Annotated in this window: 14 protein-coding genes; 5 read left to right on the top strand and 9 right to left on the bottom strand. The window is 64.0% G+C overall.

Translation table 11 applies throughout. The annotated features are described in order from the left end of the window. Positions 1-25 precede the first annotated feature (25 nt). From H0274_RS03560 to H0274_RS03550, 3 genes are read right to left on the bottom strand one after another with little or no spacing between them, the layout of a single operon-like run. The gene (locus tag H0274_RS03560) at positions 26-1,276 is read right to left on the bottom strand and encodes an SAM-dependent methyltransferase (RefSeq protein ID WP_226792966.1); all 1,251 of its coding nucleotides are present in this window, start codon (positions 1,274-1,276) and stop codon (positions 26-28) included. A gap of 44 nt (positions 1,277-1,320) precedes the next feature. Next, positions 1,321-2,721, bottom strand: a complete 1,401-nt coding sequence (locus H0274_RS03555) for a cryptochrome/photolyase family protein (protein WP_226792965.1) — start codon at positions 2,719-2,721, stop codon at positions 1,321-1,323. Continuing rightward, on the bottom strand, positions 2,718-3,644 hold the full coding sequence (locus tag H0274_RS03550) for a metal-dependent hydrolase (RefSeq protein ID WP_226792964.1): 927 nt from the start codon (positions 3,642-3,644) through the stop codon (positions 2,718-2,720). The genes H0274_RS03555 and H0274_RS03550 overlap by 4 nt, the downstream gene beginning before the upstream one ends. A 405-nt stretch (positions 3,645-4,049) precedes the next feature. Between H0274_RS03550 and H0274_RS03545 the strand changes: the two genes are divergently transcribed. Next, a complete protein-coding gene (locus H0274_RS03545; RefSeq protein WP_226792963.1) occupies positions 4,050-4,757 on the top strand; it encodes a phosphatase PAP2 family protein in 708 nt (235 codons plus the stop codon). A 22-nt stretch (positions 4,758-4,779) separates the two neighbouring features. Here the strand turns inward: H0274_RS03545 and H0274_RS03540 are convergent, their stop codons facing one another. Continuing rightward, complete coding sequence (locus tag H0274_RS03540) at positions 4,780-5,814, bottom strand: 2-oxoacid:ferredoxin oxidoreductase subunit beta (protein ID WP_226792962.1); 1,035 nt, start codon at positions 5,812-5,814, stop codon at positions 4,780-4,782. Continuing rightward, on the bottom strand, positions 5,811-7,769 hold the full coding sequence (locus H0274_RS03535; protein WP_226792961.1) for a 2-oxoacid:acceptor oxidoreductase subunit alpha: 1,959 nt from the start codon (positions 7,767-7,769) through the stop codon (positions 5,811-5,813). The genes H0274_RS03540 and H0274_RS03535 overlap by 4 nt, the downstream gene beginning before the upstream one ends. Positions 7,770-7,965: 196 nt before the next feature. On the opposite strand from H0274_RS03535, the gene H0274_RS03530 reads away from it, so the two are divergent. Both H0274_RS03530 and H0274_RS03525 read left to right on the top strand, forming a co-directional pair. Beyond that, positions 7,966-8,916 (top strand): alpha/beta hydrolase, encoded by a 951-nt coding sequence (locus H0274_RS03530; RefSeq protein ID WP_226792960.1) that lies wholly within the window; start codon positions 7,966-7,968, stop codon positions 8,914-8,916. After that, positions 8,913-9,398 (top strand): RNA pyrophosphohydrolase, encoded by a 486-nt coding sequence (locus H0274_RS03525; protein WP_226792959.1) that lies wholly within the window; start codon positions 8,913-8,915, stop codon positions 9,396-9,398. Before H0274_RS03530 ends, H0274_RS03525 begins: the two co-directional genes overlap by 4 nt. Before the next feature lie 123 nt (positions 9,399-9,521). Here the strand turns inward: H0274_RS03525 and H0274_RS03520 are convergent, their stop codons facing one another. From H0274_RS03520 to H0274_RS03505, 4 genes are all read right to left on the bottom strand, one after another. Further along, positions 9,522-10,025: a tetratricopeptide repeat protein gene (locus tag H0274_RS03520; protein ID WP_226792958.1), complete on the bottom strand. Its 504-nt coding sequence runs from the start codon at positions 10,023-10,025 to the stop codon at positions 9,522-9,524. A 119-nt stretch (positions 10,026-10,144) separates the two neighbouring features. Continuing rightward, complete coding sequence (locus tag H0274_RS03515; RefSeq protein ID WP_226792957.1) at positions 10,145-11,323, bottom strand: RsmB/NOP family class I SAM-dependent RNA methyltransferase; 1,179 nt, start codon at positions 11,321-11,323, stop codon at positions 10,145-10,147. 157 nt (positions 11,324-11,480) lie between these two features. Then, entirely contained in the window at positions 11,481-12,947 is a 1,467-nt protein-coding gene (gene guaB / locus H0274_RS03510; protein WP_226792956.1) for an IMP dehydrogenase, read from the bottom strand. A gap of 239 nt (positions 12,948-13,186) precedes the next feature. After that, complete coding sequence (locus tag H0274_RS03505) at positions 13,187-13,960, bottom strand: 3-hydroxybutyrate dehydrogenase (RefSeq protein WP_226792955.1); 774 nt, start codon at positions 13,958-13,960, stop codon at positions 13,187-13,189. Between the two features lie 97 nt (positions 13,961-14,057). Between H0274_RS03505 and ypfJ the strand changes: the two genes are divergently transcribed. Both ypfJ and H0274_RS03495 read left to right on the top strand, forming a co-directional pair. Then, positions 14,058-14,927, top strand: coding sequence for a KPN_02809 family neutral zinc metallopeptidase (gene ypfJ / locus H0274_RS03500; RefSeq protein ID WP_226794429.1), 870 nt, complete (start codon positions 14,058-14,060; stop codon positions 14,925-14,927). Positions 14,928-14,931: 4 nt separating this feature from the next. Continuing rightward, the gene (locus H0274_RS03495) at positions 14,932-15,546 is read left to right on the top strand and encodes a hypothetical protein (RefSeq protein WP_226792954.1); all 615 of its coding nucleotides are present in this window, start codon (positions 14,932-14,934) and stop codon (positions 15,544-15,546) included. Positions 15,547-15,734: the final 188 nt, after the last annotated feature.

Here is a 15,734-nt window from a genome sequence, read left to right as displayed (position 1 = left end):
ACTTCGCGATCTCAGAGGTAGCGGATCAGCGTTTCACCAGCGTTGCCTGGCTGACGGTGATCCCGCCGCCCCGGAATCCCCCTTCGCAATACATCAGATAGAAGCGCCATAGACGGCAGAAGCTTTCGTCAAAGCCGCGCGGCAGGCGCCCCTCTTCCACGGCGCGGTCGAAATTGAAACGCCAGGCCTTGAGCGTTTCGGCATAATCCAGCCCGAAATCTTCCTGATCTTCCCAGGAAAGGCCGCGTTCCGCCGCGAGGCGCTGGAACTCGCCGGTGCGGATCAGCAAACCGCCGGGAAAGACATAGGCCTGAATGAAATCGGCATTGTGGGCATAGCCGTCAAACAGCTCCTCCTGCATGGCGATGAACTGGATTGCCGCGCGCCCACCGGGGCGCAGGTTGCGCGCAAGGCAATCGAAGAAGGACGGCCAATATTCGCGGCCCACCGCCTCGACCATTTCCACGCTGACGATCCCGTCAAACTGGCCGGCAACGTCCCGGTAATCCTGATGGCGGAAATCTATGCCGCTATCCTGCCGCTCCCGCGCCCAGCCCAACTGTTCGTCGGACAGGCTGATGCCGGTCACCTTGCTGCCGCGGGAGGCAAAATAATTGCTCAGCGCGCCCCAGCCGCAGCCGATTTCCAGCAGGTTTTCCGGATTGCCGAGTCGCTGCGCCAGCCTTTCCCACTTGGCATGTTGCGAAGGTTCGAGCCCCGCCACACCCTGTGCCGCATCGTAACGATAGCCGCTGGAATAGCTCATCGTGGGATCGAGCCAGGCGCCGTAGAAATCATTGCCCAGATCATAATGGGCGTGGATGTTCTTTTCCGCCCGTTTGCGCGTGTTGCGATTGAGCCAGTGGAGCAGCCGCCCGGCGATTCGCCATGGGCCCTTGGCGCGGCCCGTGTCACCCAGCGCCTCTCCATTGGCCATTACCAGTGCGAAAAGCGCGACCTCATCGGGGCTGGACCATTCGCCGGCATCCCAGCCCTGATAGAATCCCACCGAACCACCCGTGGCGACTCGCACCAGGGCGCGCCAGTCATGCAGGATCAGTTCCGCCTCGAATCCCGAGGCCCTTCCGCCCAGCCGCCGCGTTCCGCCGCCGGGGAGGTGGACGAGCAGAATGCCGGTTTCCAGCCCGGCATCCACTTCGTCGAGCAGCTTGTGGCCGCCGCCCGCAAAAAGGCGCGCAAGGAGAGACGGGCCGGTACGAACCCGGTGGCTGCCTTCCAACAGCATGTCGCCGCGTCTGATCCCCTCCACAGACATGATGCGAGTATGACTCCCGAGTCGCGATTGGGCAAGCCGCCAGCCTATCCGCTTCGAAGCGCTTCCCAGGCCGCCAGCGCGCGTTCCCTTCCCTCGCGATGACCTATGCGTTTTCGCGGATAATCGCTTGGGCGCATCCCGTAGGAATCGGGATCGTGGATATAGGGGGCGTCCAACCCGGAAAGCTCGGGCACCCATTGGCGGATATAGGCCGCGCAATCGAATTTCTCGCTCTGGGTGAGCGGTGCCATGATTCGCCCGAACATGTTCGCATCGGCACCGCACCCGGCCGACCACTGCCAGTTCACGCCATTATTGCCGTAATCGGCATCCACCAGCGTGTCCCAGAACCAGCGTTCGCCATGGCGCCAGTCGATCAGCAGATGCTTGATCAGGAAACTGGCCGCGATCATCCGCACCCGGTTGCGCATCCAGCCCGTGACCCAGAGCTGCCGCATCCCCGCATCGACGATGGGATAGCCGGTCCGGCCCTGCTGCCATGCAGCCATATCCTCCGCCGCTTGCAAATCGCTGAGCGGATCGCGCCACGCGAATTGCTCAAACTCAGGTTTGTAAGGGCGCTCGGGATAGTCCGGAAACTGGCGCAGGATCGTGGCGGCATAATCGCGCCACACTACTTCGCGCAGGAAACTGGCGGAACCGCCCCCGCCCTCCGTCGCCAGCCGATGCCACACCTGCGCGGGCGAAATCTCCCCGAAATGGAGATAGGGTGAAAGCCTGCTCGACCCATCGATGGAAGGCAGGTTGCGCGCCTCATCATAGGCGGCGACTCGCCCGGCGAAGTCTTCCAGTTGCGCATGGGCCGCCGCTTCGCCGCAGTGCCACGCTTCGCGAAAGCCGCCAGCCCAATCGGGGCGAGTCGGCAGCAGCGCCCAATCCTCCAGCTGCTCCGAAGCAGGCCACTGGGCTGGGGCTGCCAGTTCCGGCGCGGGCAGCGGCACCGGCGGGGGCATGTGCAACAGCAAGGCACGATAGAACGGCGTGAAAATGCGATATTGCCCGCCCTGCCCGCTCGTCACACTGCCCGGCGGCATCAGATAGAGGCCGTCATGCCGCTCGAACGCGACGCCTTCGGGCAAAGCCTCGGCAAGCGCTCGGTCCGCATTGCGCCACCATGGCTCGACATGGCGCAGGGCGTGAACCGCCGCCGCCCCGGTTTCCGCCGCCAGTGCCGCCAGCACTTCGTCCGACCGGCCACGCCGCAGGATCAGCCGCGATCCGCGCGCCTCCAGATCACGGGCCAGAGCGGCGAGACTGTGATGGAGCCACCAGCGACTCGCCCCGCCCATCTTGCGATGCCTGGGCGTCTCGTCATCCAGCACATAGACGGGAATCACCGGCCCGGCGGCAGCGGCGGCGCGAAACGCGGGCTGATCTGCAAGGCGCAGATCGCGGCGCAACCAGACGATTCGAGGGGCGGTCACTTGCAGGCGACTTCCGGCACATCCACTGAGAAATTGCCGCGCGTGAACCCTCCGGCAAAACGCGCATCGTTGAAGCGAATCCCCTTCCCGTCGGCTGCTCGTGTGACGAACGGCATGCGCGACCAGAAGAGGAATGCGGCAAGATCGGGTCGGTTCATGCTCAGGCGCTCCACATCAGGCCAACGGCACTTATCGACCGGCTCCAGCCATTCGACCTGTCCATTGGGGTATCTCCGGCGAAACCATCGGCCATCCCCACCTTGCGCCAGTACATCCCGCTGCCAGAAGGCCAGTGGCACTGGCGTGACATAGGCAACCGCCGGATAGGGCTCGTGCGTCCGCGCCTGTTCGGCAGCGAAACGACTGAAGGCGATATTGCCGCCGATATAAGCCAGCACCATGGCCAGCGCGACTTGGGCCGGTTTGCGCCACTCCCCGCCCCTCTTCTCCCGCCGCAGCGAGAGCATCACGGCAAACCCCATGCCCAGCCATAGCCAAAGATCGATGATGAAGATCGCATCGCCATAGAACCAGCGATGGCTGAACGGCTCCAACAGGCGGATGCCGTAATTGTTCAGCCAGTCCATTGCCGGATGAGTAAGGCAGCCAATCAGGCTGAGCGCATAGAGCCAGCCGAAATGCACGGGCAGCCGCTGTTCCGGCCTCTTACCGCGCTTCGCCTGCCAGCGATCGTACCACCAGAGAAGTCCGGCAAGGATCAAGGGCAGCAGCACCCAGGCGATGGGGCCGTGCGTCAGCCCGCGCCGCATGGCCAGGCTTTCGATGCCATAGATCGTGCAGGTCGCATCGATGTCGGGAATGTTCGCGCCGATGATCAGCGCCGGCATGGCCAGCCCGGTCTTCCGCTTCAGACCCGCCTGCCCCAGCAGCGCGCCGACCAGGCTGTGTGTCAGATTGTCCATGCAGATGCCCCGGCGAAAGTGACACGGAACGAGTAGTGAAACTACGCGACTTTTCGAAGGATTATCGTTTTATACCATTGCCTTGCAGGATGAACATGAAACGCCCTGTGTGACTTTTCGTTCACTCGCTTCTCCCCGACAATCACAGGCGCCGGCCCGTTCCGAGGCATCAAAGCAGCGAGGAGGAGAGTAGGAAAGTGTTTCTTCGGGCAGGCGGCTTGAGTTGGTTCGCAGCACTCTGCCCGTTACCTGCATCGTCATGCTGAACTCGTTTGTGCAAGCACAGCTTCGCGTCCAGCATCCATCCGTCTCCACGGGCTGCAAGGCGATCCGGAAAAATGGATCCTGAAACAAGTTCAGGATGACGATATGAGATGCCTATCCTTCGGCCAACAGGACCTCACCTTGAACAGCTCCGCCCAGCCCCGCGACAATCACCTTCACCTGAACGCCATGCCGATCTTCACCATGGCGGCCATGCTGCTCGCAAGCTTCGCGTTGCTGGCGCATGAGGTTTCGGAGAAGGAACCGCTCGGCTTCGATCGCGCGATCATCACGGCACTGCGGGCCGGGCCGGATTACGCGGTGCCGCTCGGCCCCAAATGGTTCAACAATGCCATGCTGGACCTGACGGCGCTGGGCGGTGTGACCGTGCTGACGCTGGCAGTGATCCTCGCCACGGCCCTGCTGCTGCTCCGCCATCGCTGGCGCATGGCCGGTCTGCTGGTTGCCGCCACAGCGAGCGGTGCACTGGCGGGAAGCGGATTAAAGCATCTGTTCGCCCGGCCCCGGCCGGACGTCGTGCATCATCTGGCGGAGGTCAGTTCGCTCAGCTTCCCCAGCGGGCACGCGATGAACAGCGCAATCGTGTTCCTGACGCTGGGCGCCATCGTCTCGCGCAATTATCGCGAGCACTCGACGCGGCTGTTCATCCTGCTCTGCGCAGTGGGCCTGACGCTGATTATCGGCTTTTCGCGCATCTATCTGGGCGTCCACTGGCCGAGCGACGTTCTGGCCGGGTGGAGCATTGGCGGCGCATGGGCGCTGCTGATGGGGCTGGTGGCCAGCCGGATGCAGGAATGGCACGGGATCGAGCAGCCCTCCTCCAAATAGGAGGGCCGCCCGCTATATCCCGTCAGATGTGGTCGGCGTCCGAGGCTTCGACCGTCCAGGTCTGGCCCTTGGCAAGCAGCTTGGCGAGATCGGCGACCTTGCCTTCGCTGGCCTTGGCGTTCTGGGCGATCACGGCGCTTTCGAAGGTCGGGCGCGGATCGTCATAGATCACGCCCAGCGCCATCGGGAATGCGCCGAAGGGCATTTCCACCAGCATGTGGGCCAGCGCACGGTTCTTCACATCGTGCAGGGCAACGCCGGCAGCTTCCCAATCGCCATCGACCACGTCCACCACTTCAAGGCAGCACTTGTCGCGGTTCAGGCTGATGCCCTTGGTGCCATTGGCGAACAGCAGCGGCTGGCCGTCCTGCAACCACAGCTGGCGTTCTTCCCCGCCCTTGGGGGCGGCGAAATCGTTGAACACGTCCTTGTTGTAGACGATGCAGTTCTGGAAGATTTCCACGAAAGCCGCGCCCTGATGGGCATGGGCGGCTTTGAGCACGTCCGGCAGGTTCTTCGACACGTCGAAACCGCGCGCCACGAAGCGCGCGCCCACGCCCAGCGCGAAGGCGCAGGGGTTGGCCGGGCGGTCCACCGAACCCAGCGGCGTGGAAGGCGACAGCGTGCCTTCACGGCTGGTGGGCGAATATTGCCCCTTGGTCAGGCCGTAAATCTCGTTGTTGAACAGCATGATCTGCAAATTCACGTTACGGCGCAGCACATGCATCAGGTGATTGCCGCCGATGGACAGGCCATCGCCGTCACCCGTGACCATCCACACATCCAGTTCCGGATTGGCCAGCTTGATGCCCGTAGCAAAAGCAGGCGCGCGGCCGTGGATCGTGTGGAAGCCATAGCTTTCCACATAATAGGGGAAGCGGCTGGAGCAGCCGATGCCCGAAACGAACACGGTGTTCTTCGGGTCAGCGCCCAGCTGCGGCAGGGTGCGCTGCACCGCCTTGAGGATCGCGTAATCGCCGCAACCCGGGCACCAGCGCACTTCCTGGTCGGTTTCCCAGTCCTTGAGCGTGGTGGTGATGGGGGTCATGTCGTTCATGGATTCACCGTTTCGGGGCTGGGCAGCTGCTGGGAATTGGCATCAACCTCGCCGCCTTCATTGTCGGGGACGCCGTCGAAATAGGCCGCGATGGCTTCTTCCAGCTCGGCGATCTGGAAGGGCTGGCCGCTCGTCTTGGTCAGCGGCCTGGCATCCACCAGCAACTGGTCGCGCAGCACGGTCTTGAACTGGCCGGTGTTCATTTCGGGCACGAGGATATTGTCGAAGCCCTTGAGCAGATCGCCCAGATTGGCGGGCAGCGGCCAGACATGGCGGACATGGATCTGGCTGACATCCAGCCCCTTGGCCCGCGCACGGCGCACCGCCTGGTGGATCGGGCCATAGGTGGAGCCCCAGCCGACCACGGCCAGCTTGCCGGTAGTATTGCCCAGCGTCACGTCCTGCGGCGGAACGCCCTGCGCCACGCCGTCCACCTTCGCCTTGCGGGCGTCGGTCATCAGCTGGTGGCTGGCAGGCGAATAATCGATATTGCCAGTGCCGGGGTTCTTCTCGATGCCGCCGATGCGGTGCATCAGGCCGGGCGTGCCGGGCTTGATCCACGGGCGGGCGCCCTTCTCGTCACGCGCGAAGGGCAGCAGCTTTTCATTGCCGTCCTCGTCAGTGGCGTTCTTCCCGGTCAGGAAAGTCACCGGGAACGGCTCGTAGCTGGCCGGATCGGGCACCTTCCACGGCTCAGCCGCATTGGCGATATAGCCGTCGGTCAGCAGCATCACCGGGGTCATGTACTGAACCGCGATGCGGCAGGCCTCGATCGCGCAATCGAAAGCGTCAGCGGGCGAGCGGGCAGCGATGACGGGCATCGGCGCATCGCCATTGCGGCCATAGACCGCCTGATAGAGATCGCTCTGCTCCGTCTTGGTCGGCAGGCCGGTGGAAGGCCCGCCGCGCTGCGAATTGACGATGACGAGCGGCAGCTCGGTCATGATCGCAAGGCCCATCGCCTCGCCCTTCAGCGCGATGCCGGGGCCCGACGAGCTGGTTACGCCCAGCTGGCCCGCATAGGAAGCGCCGATGGCCGAGCAGATCGCGGCAATCTCGTCTTCCGCCTGGAAGGTGGTGACGCCGAATTCCTTGAGCCGCGCCAGATGGTGCAGGATCGCCGAAGCCGGCGTGATCGGATAGCCGCCGAAGAACATCGGCAGATTGGCAAGCTGCGCACCCGCCACGAGGCCGAGCGAAACCGCTTCGGCGCCGGTGATGGTCCGATAAAGGCCCGCTGGCTGCGGATAGGCTTCGAGGTGGAGCTTCTTGAGCGGCCCGGCCAGTTCCGCCGTTTCACCATAGGCATGGCCGGCGTTGAGCGCGGCGATGTTCGCGTCGGCAATGGTCGGCGCCTTGGCGAACTTGGCCTTCAGCCAGTCGATCAGCGGCTGCCGGTCACGGTCGAACATCCACAGGGCCAGGCCCAGCGTCCACATGTTCTTGCAGCGCAGCGCTTCCTTGTTGCCGAGGCCGAAGGGCTTCACGGATTCCATGGTCAGCGCGGAAATGTCGAAGGCCAGCACATCCCACTTGGCCAGCGAACCGTCTTCCAGCGGATTGCTGTCGTACTTCGCCTTGTCGAGATTGCGCTTCGAGAACTCGCCCGTATCGGCAATGATCAGCCCGCCCGGCTTCAGCGCGGCAAGGTTCACCTTCAGCGCCGCCGGGTTCATGGCGATCAGCACGTCCGGCGCGTCACCGGCCGTATCGATCTCGGTCGAGCCGAAATTGATCTGGAAGGCCGAAACGCCGAACAGCGTGCCTTGCGGTGCGCGGATTTCCGCCGGAAAGTCCGGGAAAGTGGCCAGATCGTTGCCCGCCAGCGCAGTGGACAGGGTGAACTGCCCGCCGGTGAGCTGCATGCCGTCGCCGCTGTCGCCCGCGAAACGCACCACGACCGCTTCAGGAGCGGGAGCGGTGGCGACCGGCTTTTCGGCTGCGAGTGTTGCCATTAGTCTTGTCCTTCGGGGCGCGGGAAGCGCGCCATTTTCGCAATATGGTGGCGCCACTATGCCTGCCTAGGGCCTGTCGCAATCAAGTTTTTCTGTCTCCGGCCCAAAAACGCGGATGGAAAGCGCCTGCGGCACCGCTTATCCACCGTGGAAACACGGGGCCGGATAGCGCCCCCGATACGGGAGACGGGTTTCCATGGACGCGACAGAGCCTTTCATGCGTGACGATGTTCGCACATTCCTTGCGATGGTGGCGGGAATGAACCGGCCGGATATCGCCAGCGTGCCGATCGAGCAGACCCGCACCATGATGGCGGCAATGCAGGAATTCATCCAGCTTCCCGGGCCGGACCTGGCCGTGGTGAAGGATCTCGCCGCGCCCGGCCCCCATGGCACGGTGCCGCTGCGCCTCTATGATCCTCGGGCCGAGCGCGGCCCTTCCCCGCTGCTGTTGTTCATTCATGGCGGCGGCTTCGTGGCGGGGGACATTGCCAGCTATGACGCGACCTGCCGCACCATCGCGGCGGAAATGGACCTGCCGCTTGTCTCGGTCGAATATCGCCTTGCGCCGGAGCATCCCTTCCCCGCCGCGCCGGAAGATTGTGAGGCTGCCGCGCGCTGGCTTGCCACCAGCCCCGCCGAACTGGGCCGCGAAGTTACCGGCCTGATCCCGCTGGGAGACAGCGCGGGCGGCAATCTGGCCATCGTCGTCACCCAGTCCCTCATGCTCGAACCCGCGGCGGTTCCGGTGCTGATGCAGGCGCCGATCTATCCGGTTACCGATCCGCTGGACCCCCACCCCTCCTACGCGCAATTCGCCGAGGGCCATCTGCTGACCCGGAGCACGATGGACTATTTCAACCTGTGCTATGCGCTCGATCCGGAAGACCGGCGGGCCTATCCCATACTCGGCCCCATTGCGGGCACACCGCCCACCGTTCTGGCCACCGCCGCGCTCGATCCGCTGCGCGATTCGGGCCGGGCCTATGCCTCCGCGCTGGTCCAGGCGGGAAGTGACGTGACTTATCTGGAACTCGCCGGGAATATCCACGGTTTCATCCAGATCCGCAAAGCGATCCCTAGCGCACATGCCGACCTGCTTGCTATTCTGGGGGCGATGAAGGCGACGCTGGAAAGGATTGCATGACTACATCCCAATGGGATCTCCCCTATCGCCCCTGCGTGGGCGTGATGCTGGTAAATGGGGAAGGCAAGGTCTTCGTCGGCCGGAGAATCGACAATAAGGAAGGTGACGCCTGGCAGATGCCGCAGGGCGGCATGGACGATGGCGAGGATGTGATCGCCGCCGGCCTGCGCGAACTGGCGGAAGAAACCGGCGTGACCGGCAGCAATGCCGCATTGATCGCGCGCAGCAAGGAAGAGCTGCTCTACGATCTGCCCGAAGAACTGGTGGGCAGGTTGTGGGGCGGGAAATACCGCGGGCAGCGCCAATTCTGGCTGTTGATGCGCTACATCGGCACTGACAGCGAAATCGATCTGGAAGCCCACGATCCGCCCGAATTCTGCGAATGGAAATGGATCGATCCGGAATTGCTGCCGGAAGTGATCGTGCCCTTCAAGAAGCGTGTCTATCGCGCGGTGCTGGAGGAATTCCGGGCGCTGATTTGATCGGAGCCATCGGCCTCGTCATTGCGAGCGCAGCGAGGCAATCCATGGCGTTATACGTTAGGCCCTATACGTTGGGCCCTGGATTGCTTCGGAACCTTCGGTTCCTCGCAATGACGATGAGATTCAGTTCTTGCTGATTTCGGGGTCCGGCTGAACCGCTTCCGCCGTCAACACCTTGGGCTTGGGCGCGGCGGCAATTACGCCGGCCAAAGCCTTGGTTTCAGGGCATTTCGTGCCACACATGGATTCCAGCTTGGCGAGGTTGCGACGCGCTTTTTCCACAGCGCCCTTTTCCACCAGTGCTTCCCCTTCGCCCGAAATGGCCGCGAGGTTGCCGGGATCGCGCAATTGCGCGGAGCGGTAATAATGGATTGCCTTGCCCTGCATTCCATTGAGGCGCGCGGCCTCCGCAAGGTCCAGATAGATGGCCGAATAGCCCGGATCCACCGCCAGCGCGGCCTCGAAGGAGCTGATCGCTTCGTCCACGGCGCCCGCCTTGAGCTGGGCACGGCCCTGCGTGACCAGGGCAGCAGCGCGCGGATCGGCCTGATAGGTGCCCGCTTCCCCCACACTGGCCGAAACCGCCACAAGCAGCGAAAGGGCACAGGCAGCGGGGAAATAACGCATCGCGAACTCCTTGAACGCGGTCATCGCATATGGCCTTCGTCAGCCTGGGAGACAGACATCGGTATGACAGACAACGGCATGACGGACATCTGTTTAACGGACATCGTGACCGGCGCCTATCATGCCCGCGATAAACGGGCGATGAAAAAACCATCTGTTCCATCGGCGGACGGAGTCAAGCGTATTCCCTCACCGCGCGGGGTTCCCGCAGGCAATTCGGGCACTTCCGCCAGCCAGCCGGAGTGACGTTTCAGGAAGTCTTCAACCTGCCCGGCCCCTTCCTCGTCCAGCAGCGAACACGTGACATAGACCAGCCGCCCACCGGGCCGAACAAGATCGGCCGCCACGTCCATCAGCCGGGCCTGCGTTTCCACATAGCGGGCGAGCTGCGCCGGGGTGAGACGCCAGCGCGCCTCGGGATTGCGGCGCCAGGTACCGGTGCCCGAACAGGGCGCATCCACCAGCACCGCATCGGCAAGGCCGCGCCATGGCGCCAGCGCCGCCAGTTCGCGGCCCGGATCAAGCAGCACGGTTTCCGCCACCACTGCCCCTGCCCGCTCCGCACGCGGGGCCAGGCGGGAAAGGCGTGCACGATCCGTATCGGCGGCGATCAGCCTGCCCCGGTTGTCCATCGCGGCGGCCAGGGCCAGCGTCTTGCCGCCCGCCCCCGCGCATAGATCGATCACCGTTTCCCCCGGCGCGGCCTGAACGGCGAGGCAGCAGATCTGGCTGCCGCCGTCCTGCACTTCCACCTGCCCGCTCCGATAGGCCTCCCACTGGTCCACCGGCGTGCCTTCAGGCAGGCGCAGGCCATCTGGCGCGGCGAGGCTCTCGCCCGCCAGCGGAAGCTCCAGCCCATCGCGCGAGGCATTCAACCTGTTGACCCGGATGTCCAGCGGGGCGCGGCCCAGCAAGGCGCGCGCCGCATCGCCCTCTATCCCCGAGGCGGCGAGCTTCGCCTCCAGCCATTCGGGCGCGATGCCGCCTTGCGCGGGAAGTTCCTCGGGCGAAATCGCGGCGGGGCCATAGGGTGAGCCGTCAAACAGGCCGGCAATCGCAGGATCGCCCTGCGCCAGACGCAGCATCGCCGCACGGCCGCTTTCGGGCACCGGCCCGCAGGCCCGGATCGCGCCATAGACAAGTTCGCGGATCGCGCGCCGATCCTTCGATCCGGCATAGCGGCGCTGGCGGAAACCCTCGGTAATCAGGCGATCCGCAGGGGCCCCATTGCGGCGCGCGGCCTCTATCACCTGATCGAGCAGATCGATCGCGGCCTGAACGCGGGCGGAGGGAGTCATGCGCGGAATCCTCCCCGGCACGGAGTGGAGAACCACCGCAAGCGGCGGAGAGGCACGAGCATCATGTCACAATCTGGAAAGGGTGCAGGATGAGGCACCTGCCCCTCCACCATGCTGCGCATGGTCCCCCTCCCCGCTTCAGGGAGGATCAGATTGCTCACCGCGTCGGGTAATTCGGCGCCTCGCGCGTGATCGTCACGTCATGGACATGGCTTTCGGCAAGGCCCGAATTGGTGATGCGGATGAACTTGGCGCGCTGCTGAAGGTCTTCGATCGTGGCCGAGCCGGTATAGCCCATCGCCGCCTTGATGCCGCCCACCAGCTGATGGACCACATCTTTGGCGGGGCCCTTGTAGGGCACCTGCCCTTCGATCCCTTCCGGGACCAGCTTCATCTGGTCCTTGATGTCCTGCTGGAAATAGCGGTCCGCACTGCCGCGCGCCATAGCGCCGACGGAGCCCATGCCGCGATAGGACTTATAGGCACGCCCCTGATAGAGGAAGGTCTCGCCCGGGGCTTCTTCCGTGCCCGCAAGCAGCGATCCGATCATCACGGCGGAAGCACCTGCGGCCAGAGCCTTGGCCGCATCGCCTGAAGTGCGCAGGCCGCCATCGCCGATGATCGGCACGCCGGCCTTGCGGGCTTCTGCCGCTGCTTCGAGGATCGCGGTCAGCTGCGGCACGCCCACGCCCGCCACGATGCGGGTGGTGCAGATCGATCCCGGCCCGATGCCCACCTTCACCGCATCCGCGCCCGCGCCGATCAGCGCCCTGGTCGCTTCGGCCGTGGCGACATTGCCTGCCACAACCTGCACCGCGTTGGAGAGCTTCTTCACCCGCTCCACCGCCTTGGCCACATCCTTGTTATGGCCATGGGCGGTGTCGATGATGATGACGTCGCATTCCGCGTCGATCAGCGCCTCGGTGCGTTCGAAGCCCTTGTCGCCCACCGTGGTGGCCGCAGCAACGCGCAGGCGGCCCGCGCCATCCTTCGTCGCCTCGGGATAGGTCACGGCCTTTTCCATGTCCTTCACGGTGATCAGGCCCACGCAGTGATAGGCATCGTCCACCACCAGCAGCTTTTCGATGCGGCGTTGGTGCAGCAGCTTGCGCGCTTCATCCTGCCCCACGCCGATGCGGACGGTGGCAAGATTCTCATGCGTCATCAGCTCGCGCACTGGCTGGGCCGCATTGTCGGCAAAGCGCACGTCGCGATTGGTCAGAATGCCCACCAGCTTGCCGCCGGGTTCCACCACGGGAATGCCGCTGATGCGATTATCGCGCATGATTGCCTGCGCCTCACCCAGAGTGGCGTCGGGCGCGATGGTGATGGGGTTCACCACCATGCCGCTCTCAAACCGCTTCACCTGCCGGACGGCGGCGCATTGCTGCTTCACGGTGAGATTGCGATGCAGCACGCCGATGCCGCCCATCTGGGCCATGACGATGGCCATGTCCGCTTCGGTAACGGTATCCATCGCGGCGGAGATCACCGGAATGTTCAGCCGGATGCCGCGCGTCAGCTGGGTTGCGGTATTGGCTTGCGAGGGGACGATATCGCTTTCCGCCGGACGCAGGAGAACGTCATCGAAAGTCAGGCCGGTCGGGATATCAAGATGTGCCACTGCGCGCTCGCCTCTGGAGAATCGTGGCGGCCCATGTAACCGCACATGGCCAGAACCGCTAGGGGGTGCGCCAATCAAATGCAGGGCGAATTGCGCAATATTATTGCTGAAGGGCCCGTTGCATCAATATCCGCCCATCCTGAGCCTGTCGAAGGACACGCGCGACTCCTGATCAATTCGGCAAAATTTCCCGTGGCCTTCGACAAGCTCAGGCTGAGCGGGCCGTGCATCAGGAATATTCACTCCGCCGTCCAGCCGCCATCGATGGAATAATTCGCGCCATTGATGTTCTGCGCCTCGTCCCGGCAGAGGAACAGCGCCAGCGCGGCCACTTCTTCCACCTGCACGAATTTCTTGGTCGGCTGCTTGGCGAGCAGCACATCGTTCATCACCTGCTCGCGCGTCATGCCGCGCGCCTTCATCGTGTCGGGGATCTGGTTTTCCACCAGCGGGGTCCAGACATAGCCCGGGCTGATGCAGTTCACCGTGGTGCCGAATTGCGCCAGTTCCAGCGCCAGGGTCTTGGTCAGGCCCGCGATCCCGTGCTTGGCCGCCACATAGGCTGCCTTGAAGGGCGAGGCCACGAGCGAATGGGCGCTGGCGGTATTGATGATCCGCCCCCAGCCCGCCGCCTTCATGTGCGGAATGGCAAGGCGGCTGGTGTCGAAGGCGGCGGTGAGGTTCAGCGCGATGATGGCATCCCATTTCTCGGGCGGGAACTCATCCACCGGGGAGACGTGCTGCATCCCGGCGTTGTTGACCAGAATGTCCACTTCCCCGGCAGCAGCCATCAGCGCCTCTACGCCGGAACGCTGCATCAGATCCGCCGGGACATGCATGGCGTCTGCCCCGCTCATGGCCGACAATTCATGCAGGATCGCAGCAATCGCATCCGCATCGCCGAAGCCGTTGAGCACGACGGCCGCCCCTTCTGCCGCGAGCGCGCGGGCGATGCCCAGCCCGATGCCCGATGTCGATCCCGTGATGACGGCGCGCTTACCCTTGAGGAACATGCTCGACTCCCTGACGAATGCCGTGCCAGAATTCACCCCAAGCGGGCTGCAGGTCCAGCCCTTTTCGCAACTGCACAATAGCGGGAATGCCCATCCGATGCGCCTCAACGATTTCAATCCGGCCAATATCCGCGTGCGCGATCAGCGTGGCGGCGGGGGCGGCGGCGGGATGCCCGGCGGCGGGATCGGCATCGTGGGCGTGCTGGTGGTGCTGGCAGTGGCCTATTTCACCGGGGCGGACCCGTCCCAGTTGCTCAGCGGGTTGCAGGATGTCCAGCAGGGTCAGGTGCAGGAGCAGTCGACCGGCGGGAGCGACACGGCTGAAAGCTGCGCGGTGAACCAGTACAGCACGGAAGCCTGCGCCCATCTGGCCAGCCTGAACGAGACGTGGGAGCCCAAATTCCTCGCGGCGGGCGTGGAGTTCGAACAGCCCGTGCTCAATTTCTATTCCCGCTCCGGAAGCGCTGGCTGCGGCGAGGCGCAGAGCGCGATGGGCCCGTTCTACTGCCCCAGCGACAGGGGCATCTATATCGACACCGATTTCTTCGACGAGATGGCCCAGCGCATGGGCGCCAAGGGTGATTTCGCCCGCGCCTATGTGATGGCCCATGAATATGGCCACCATGTGCAGAACCTTACCGGACTTGCCCGGCAAGTGCGCCAGTTGCAGCAACAGAACCCCGATCAGGACAATGCGCTGCAAGTGCGGATGGAACTGCAGGCGGATTGCTATGCCGGCATCTGGGCGGCGAACAACCGCGCGCGGATCGAGCCTGGCGACATCGAGGAAGGCATGGCAGCCGCCCATGCGGTAGGCGACGACACGTTAATGGAACAAGCCGGACGGAGACCTGTGGAAGCCGCCTTCACCCATGGTTCAAGCGCACAGCGTATGAAATGGCTGAATATAGGGTTGGAAACAGGAAACGAAGACCGCTGTGATACTTTCGCCGATATTCTCCGCTAGGGCCTTGGCCGCGACCGCTGCCTGCGCCCTCCTCGCCACTCCCCTCGCCGCTCGCGATGAGGACAAGCCAGTCACCGACGATACCGTTACCGCACGCGATGTGGCGGTAACCCCGATTCAGGATCTCAATCTCGAAAAGGATGAAATCCCCCCGCTGCTGCTGGCCGCGCAGGCCGATCCCTACAGTCTTGCCGGGCTCAATCGCTGCAGCAAGATCGTGGTTGCCGTGGAGGAACTCGACAAGGTCCTCGGCCCCGACTTCGATGTGGCCGACGCCAATGAGCGCAAGATGACCGTCGGCAGCGTTGCCAAATCGGTAGTCGGCGCGCTGATCCCCTTTCGCGGAGTGATCCGCGAGATTTCCGGCGCCAACAAGCATGAGCGGGAGTTTCAGGATGCCATCGTGGCTGGCGTGATGCGCCGCGCCTATCTCAAGGGCATCGGCCTCAAGCAGGGCTGCCAATATCCCGCCCGCCCCGCCACCGACGCCGACCGCGCGCGAGTCGCCAAGGCCAGGGAACAGGCCAAACTGGTCGAGCAGCAGGCTGAATATCAGAAGGACGTGGTGAAAGACCGCGAGAAGGAAGCGAAAAAGGCGGCTGACCAAGCGAACAGGTGAGCCGGGGGCCCCATGGCCCGTGGCCTAGCATTCTGCCGCGATGACCGATGCGGCAGCCTCACCCTCCACTGTCATCCCGGACTTGTTCCAGGATCCAGCTTTCTCAGAAGGCATAGCGGGATCCCGGAACAAGTCCGGGATGACAAGTGGTGCATCATTGGCACGCCATCTTGACATTGCGAACCATT

It is taken from the genome of Fulverythrobacter ferritrahens (assembly GCF_020539485.1).
GTDB classification, from domain to species: domain Bacteria; phylum Pseudomonadota; class Alphaproteobacteria; order Sphingomonadales; family Sphingomonadaceae; genus Andeanibacterium; species Andeanibacterium ferritrahens.
The sequence above is the reverse complement of the archived record's forward strand: the minus strand, read 5'-3'. Positions and strand labels throughout refer to the sequence as shown.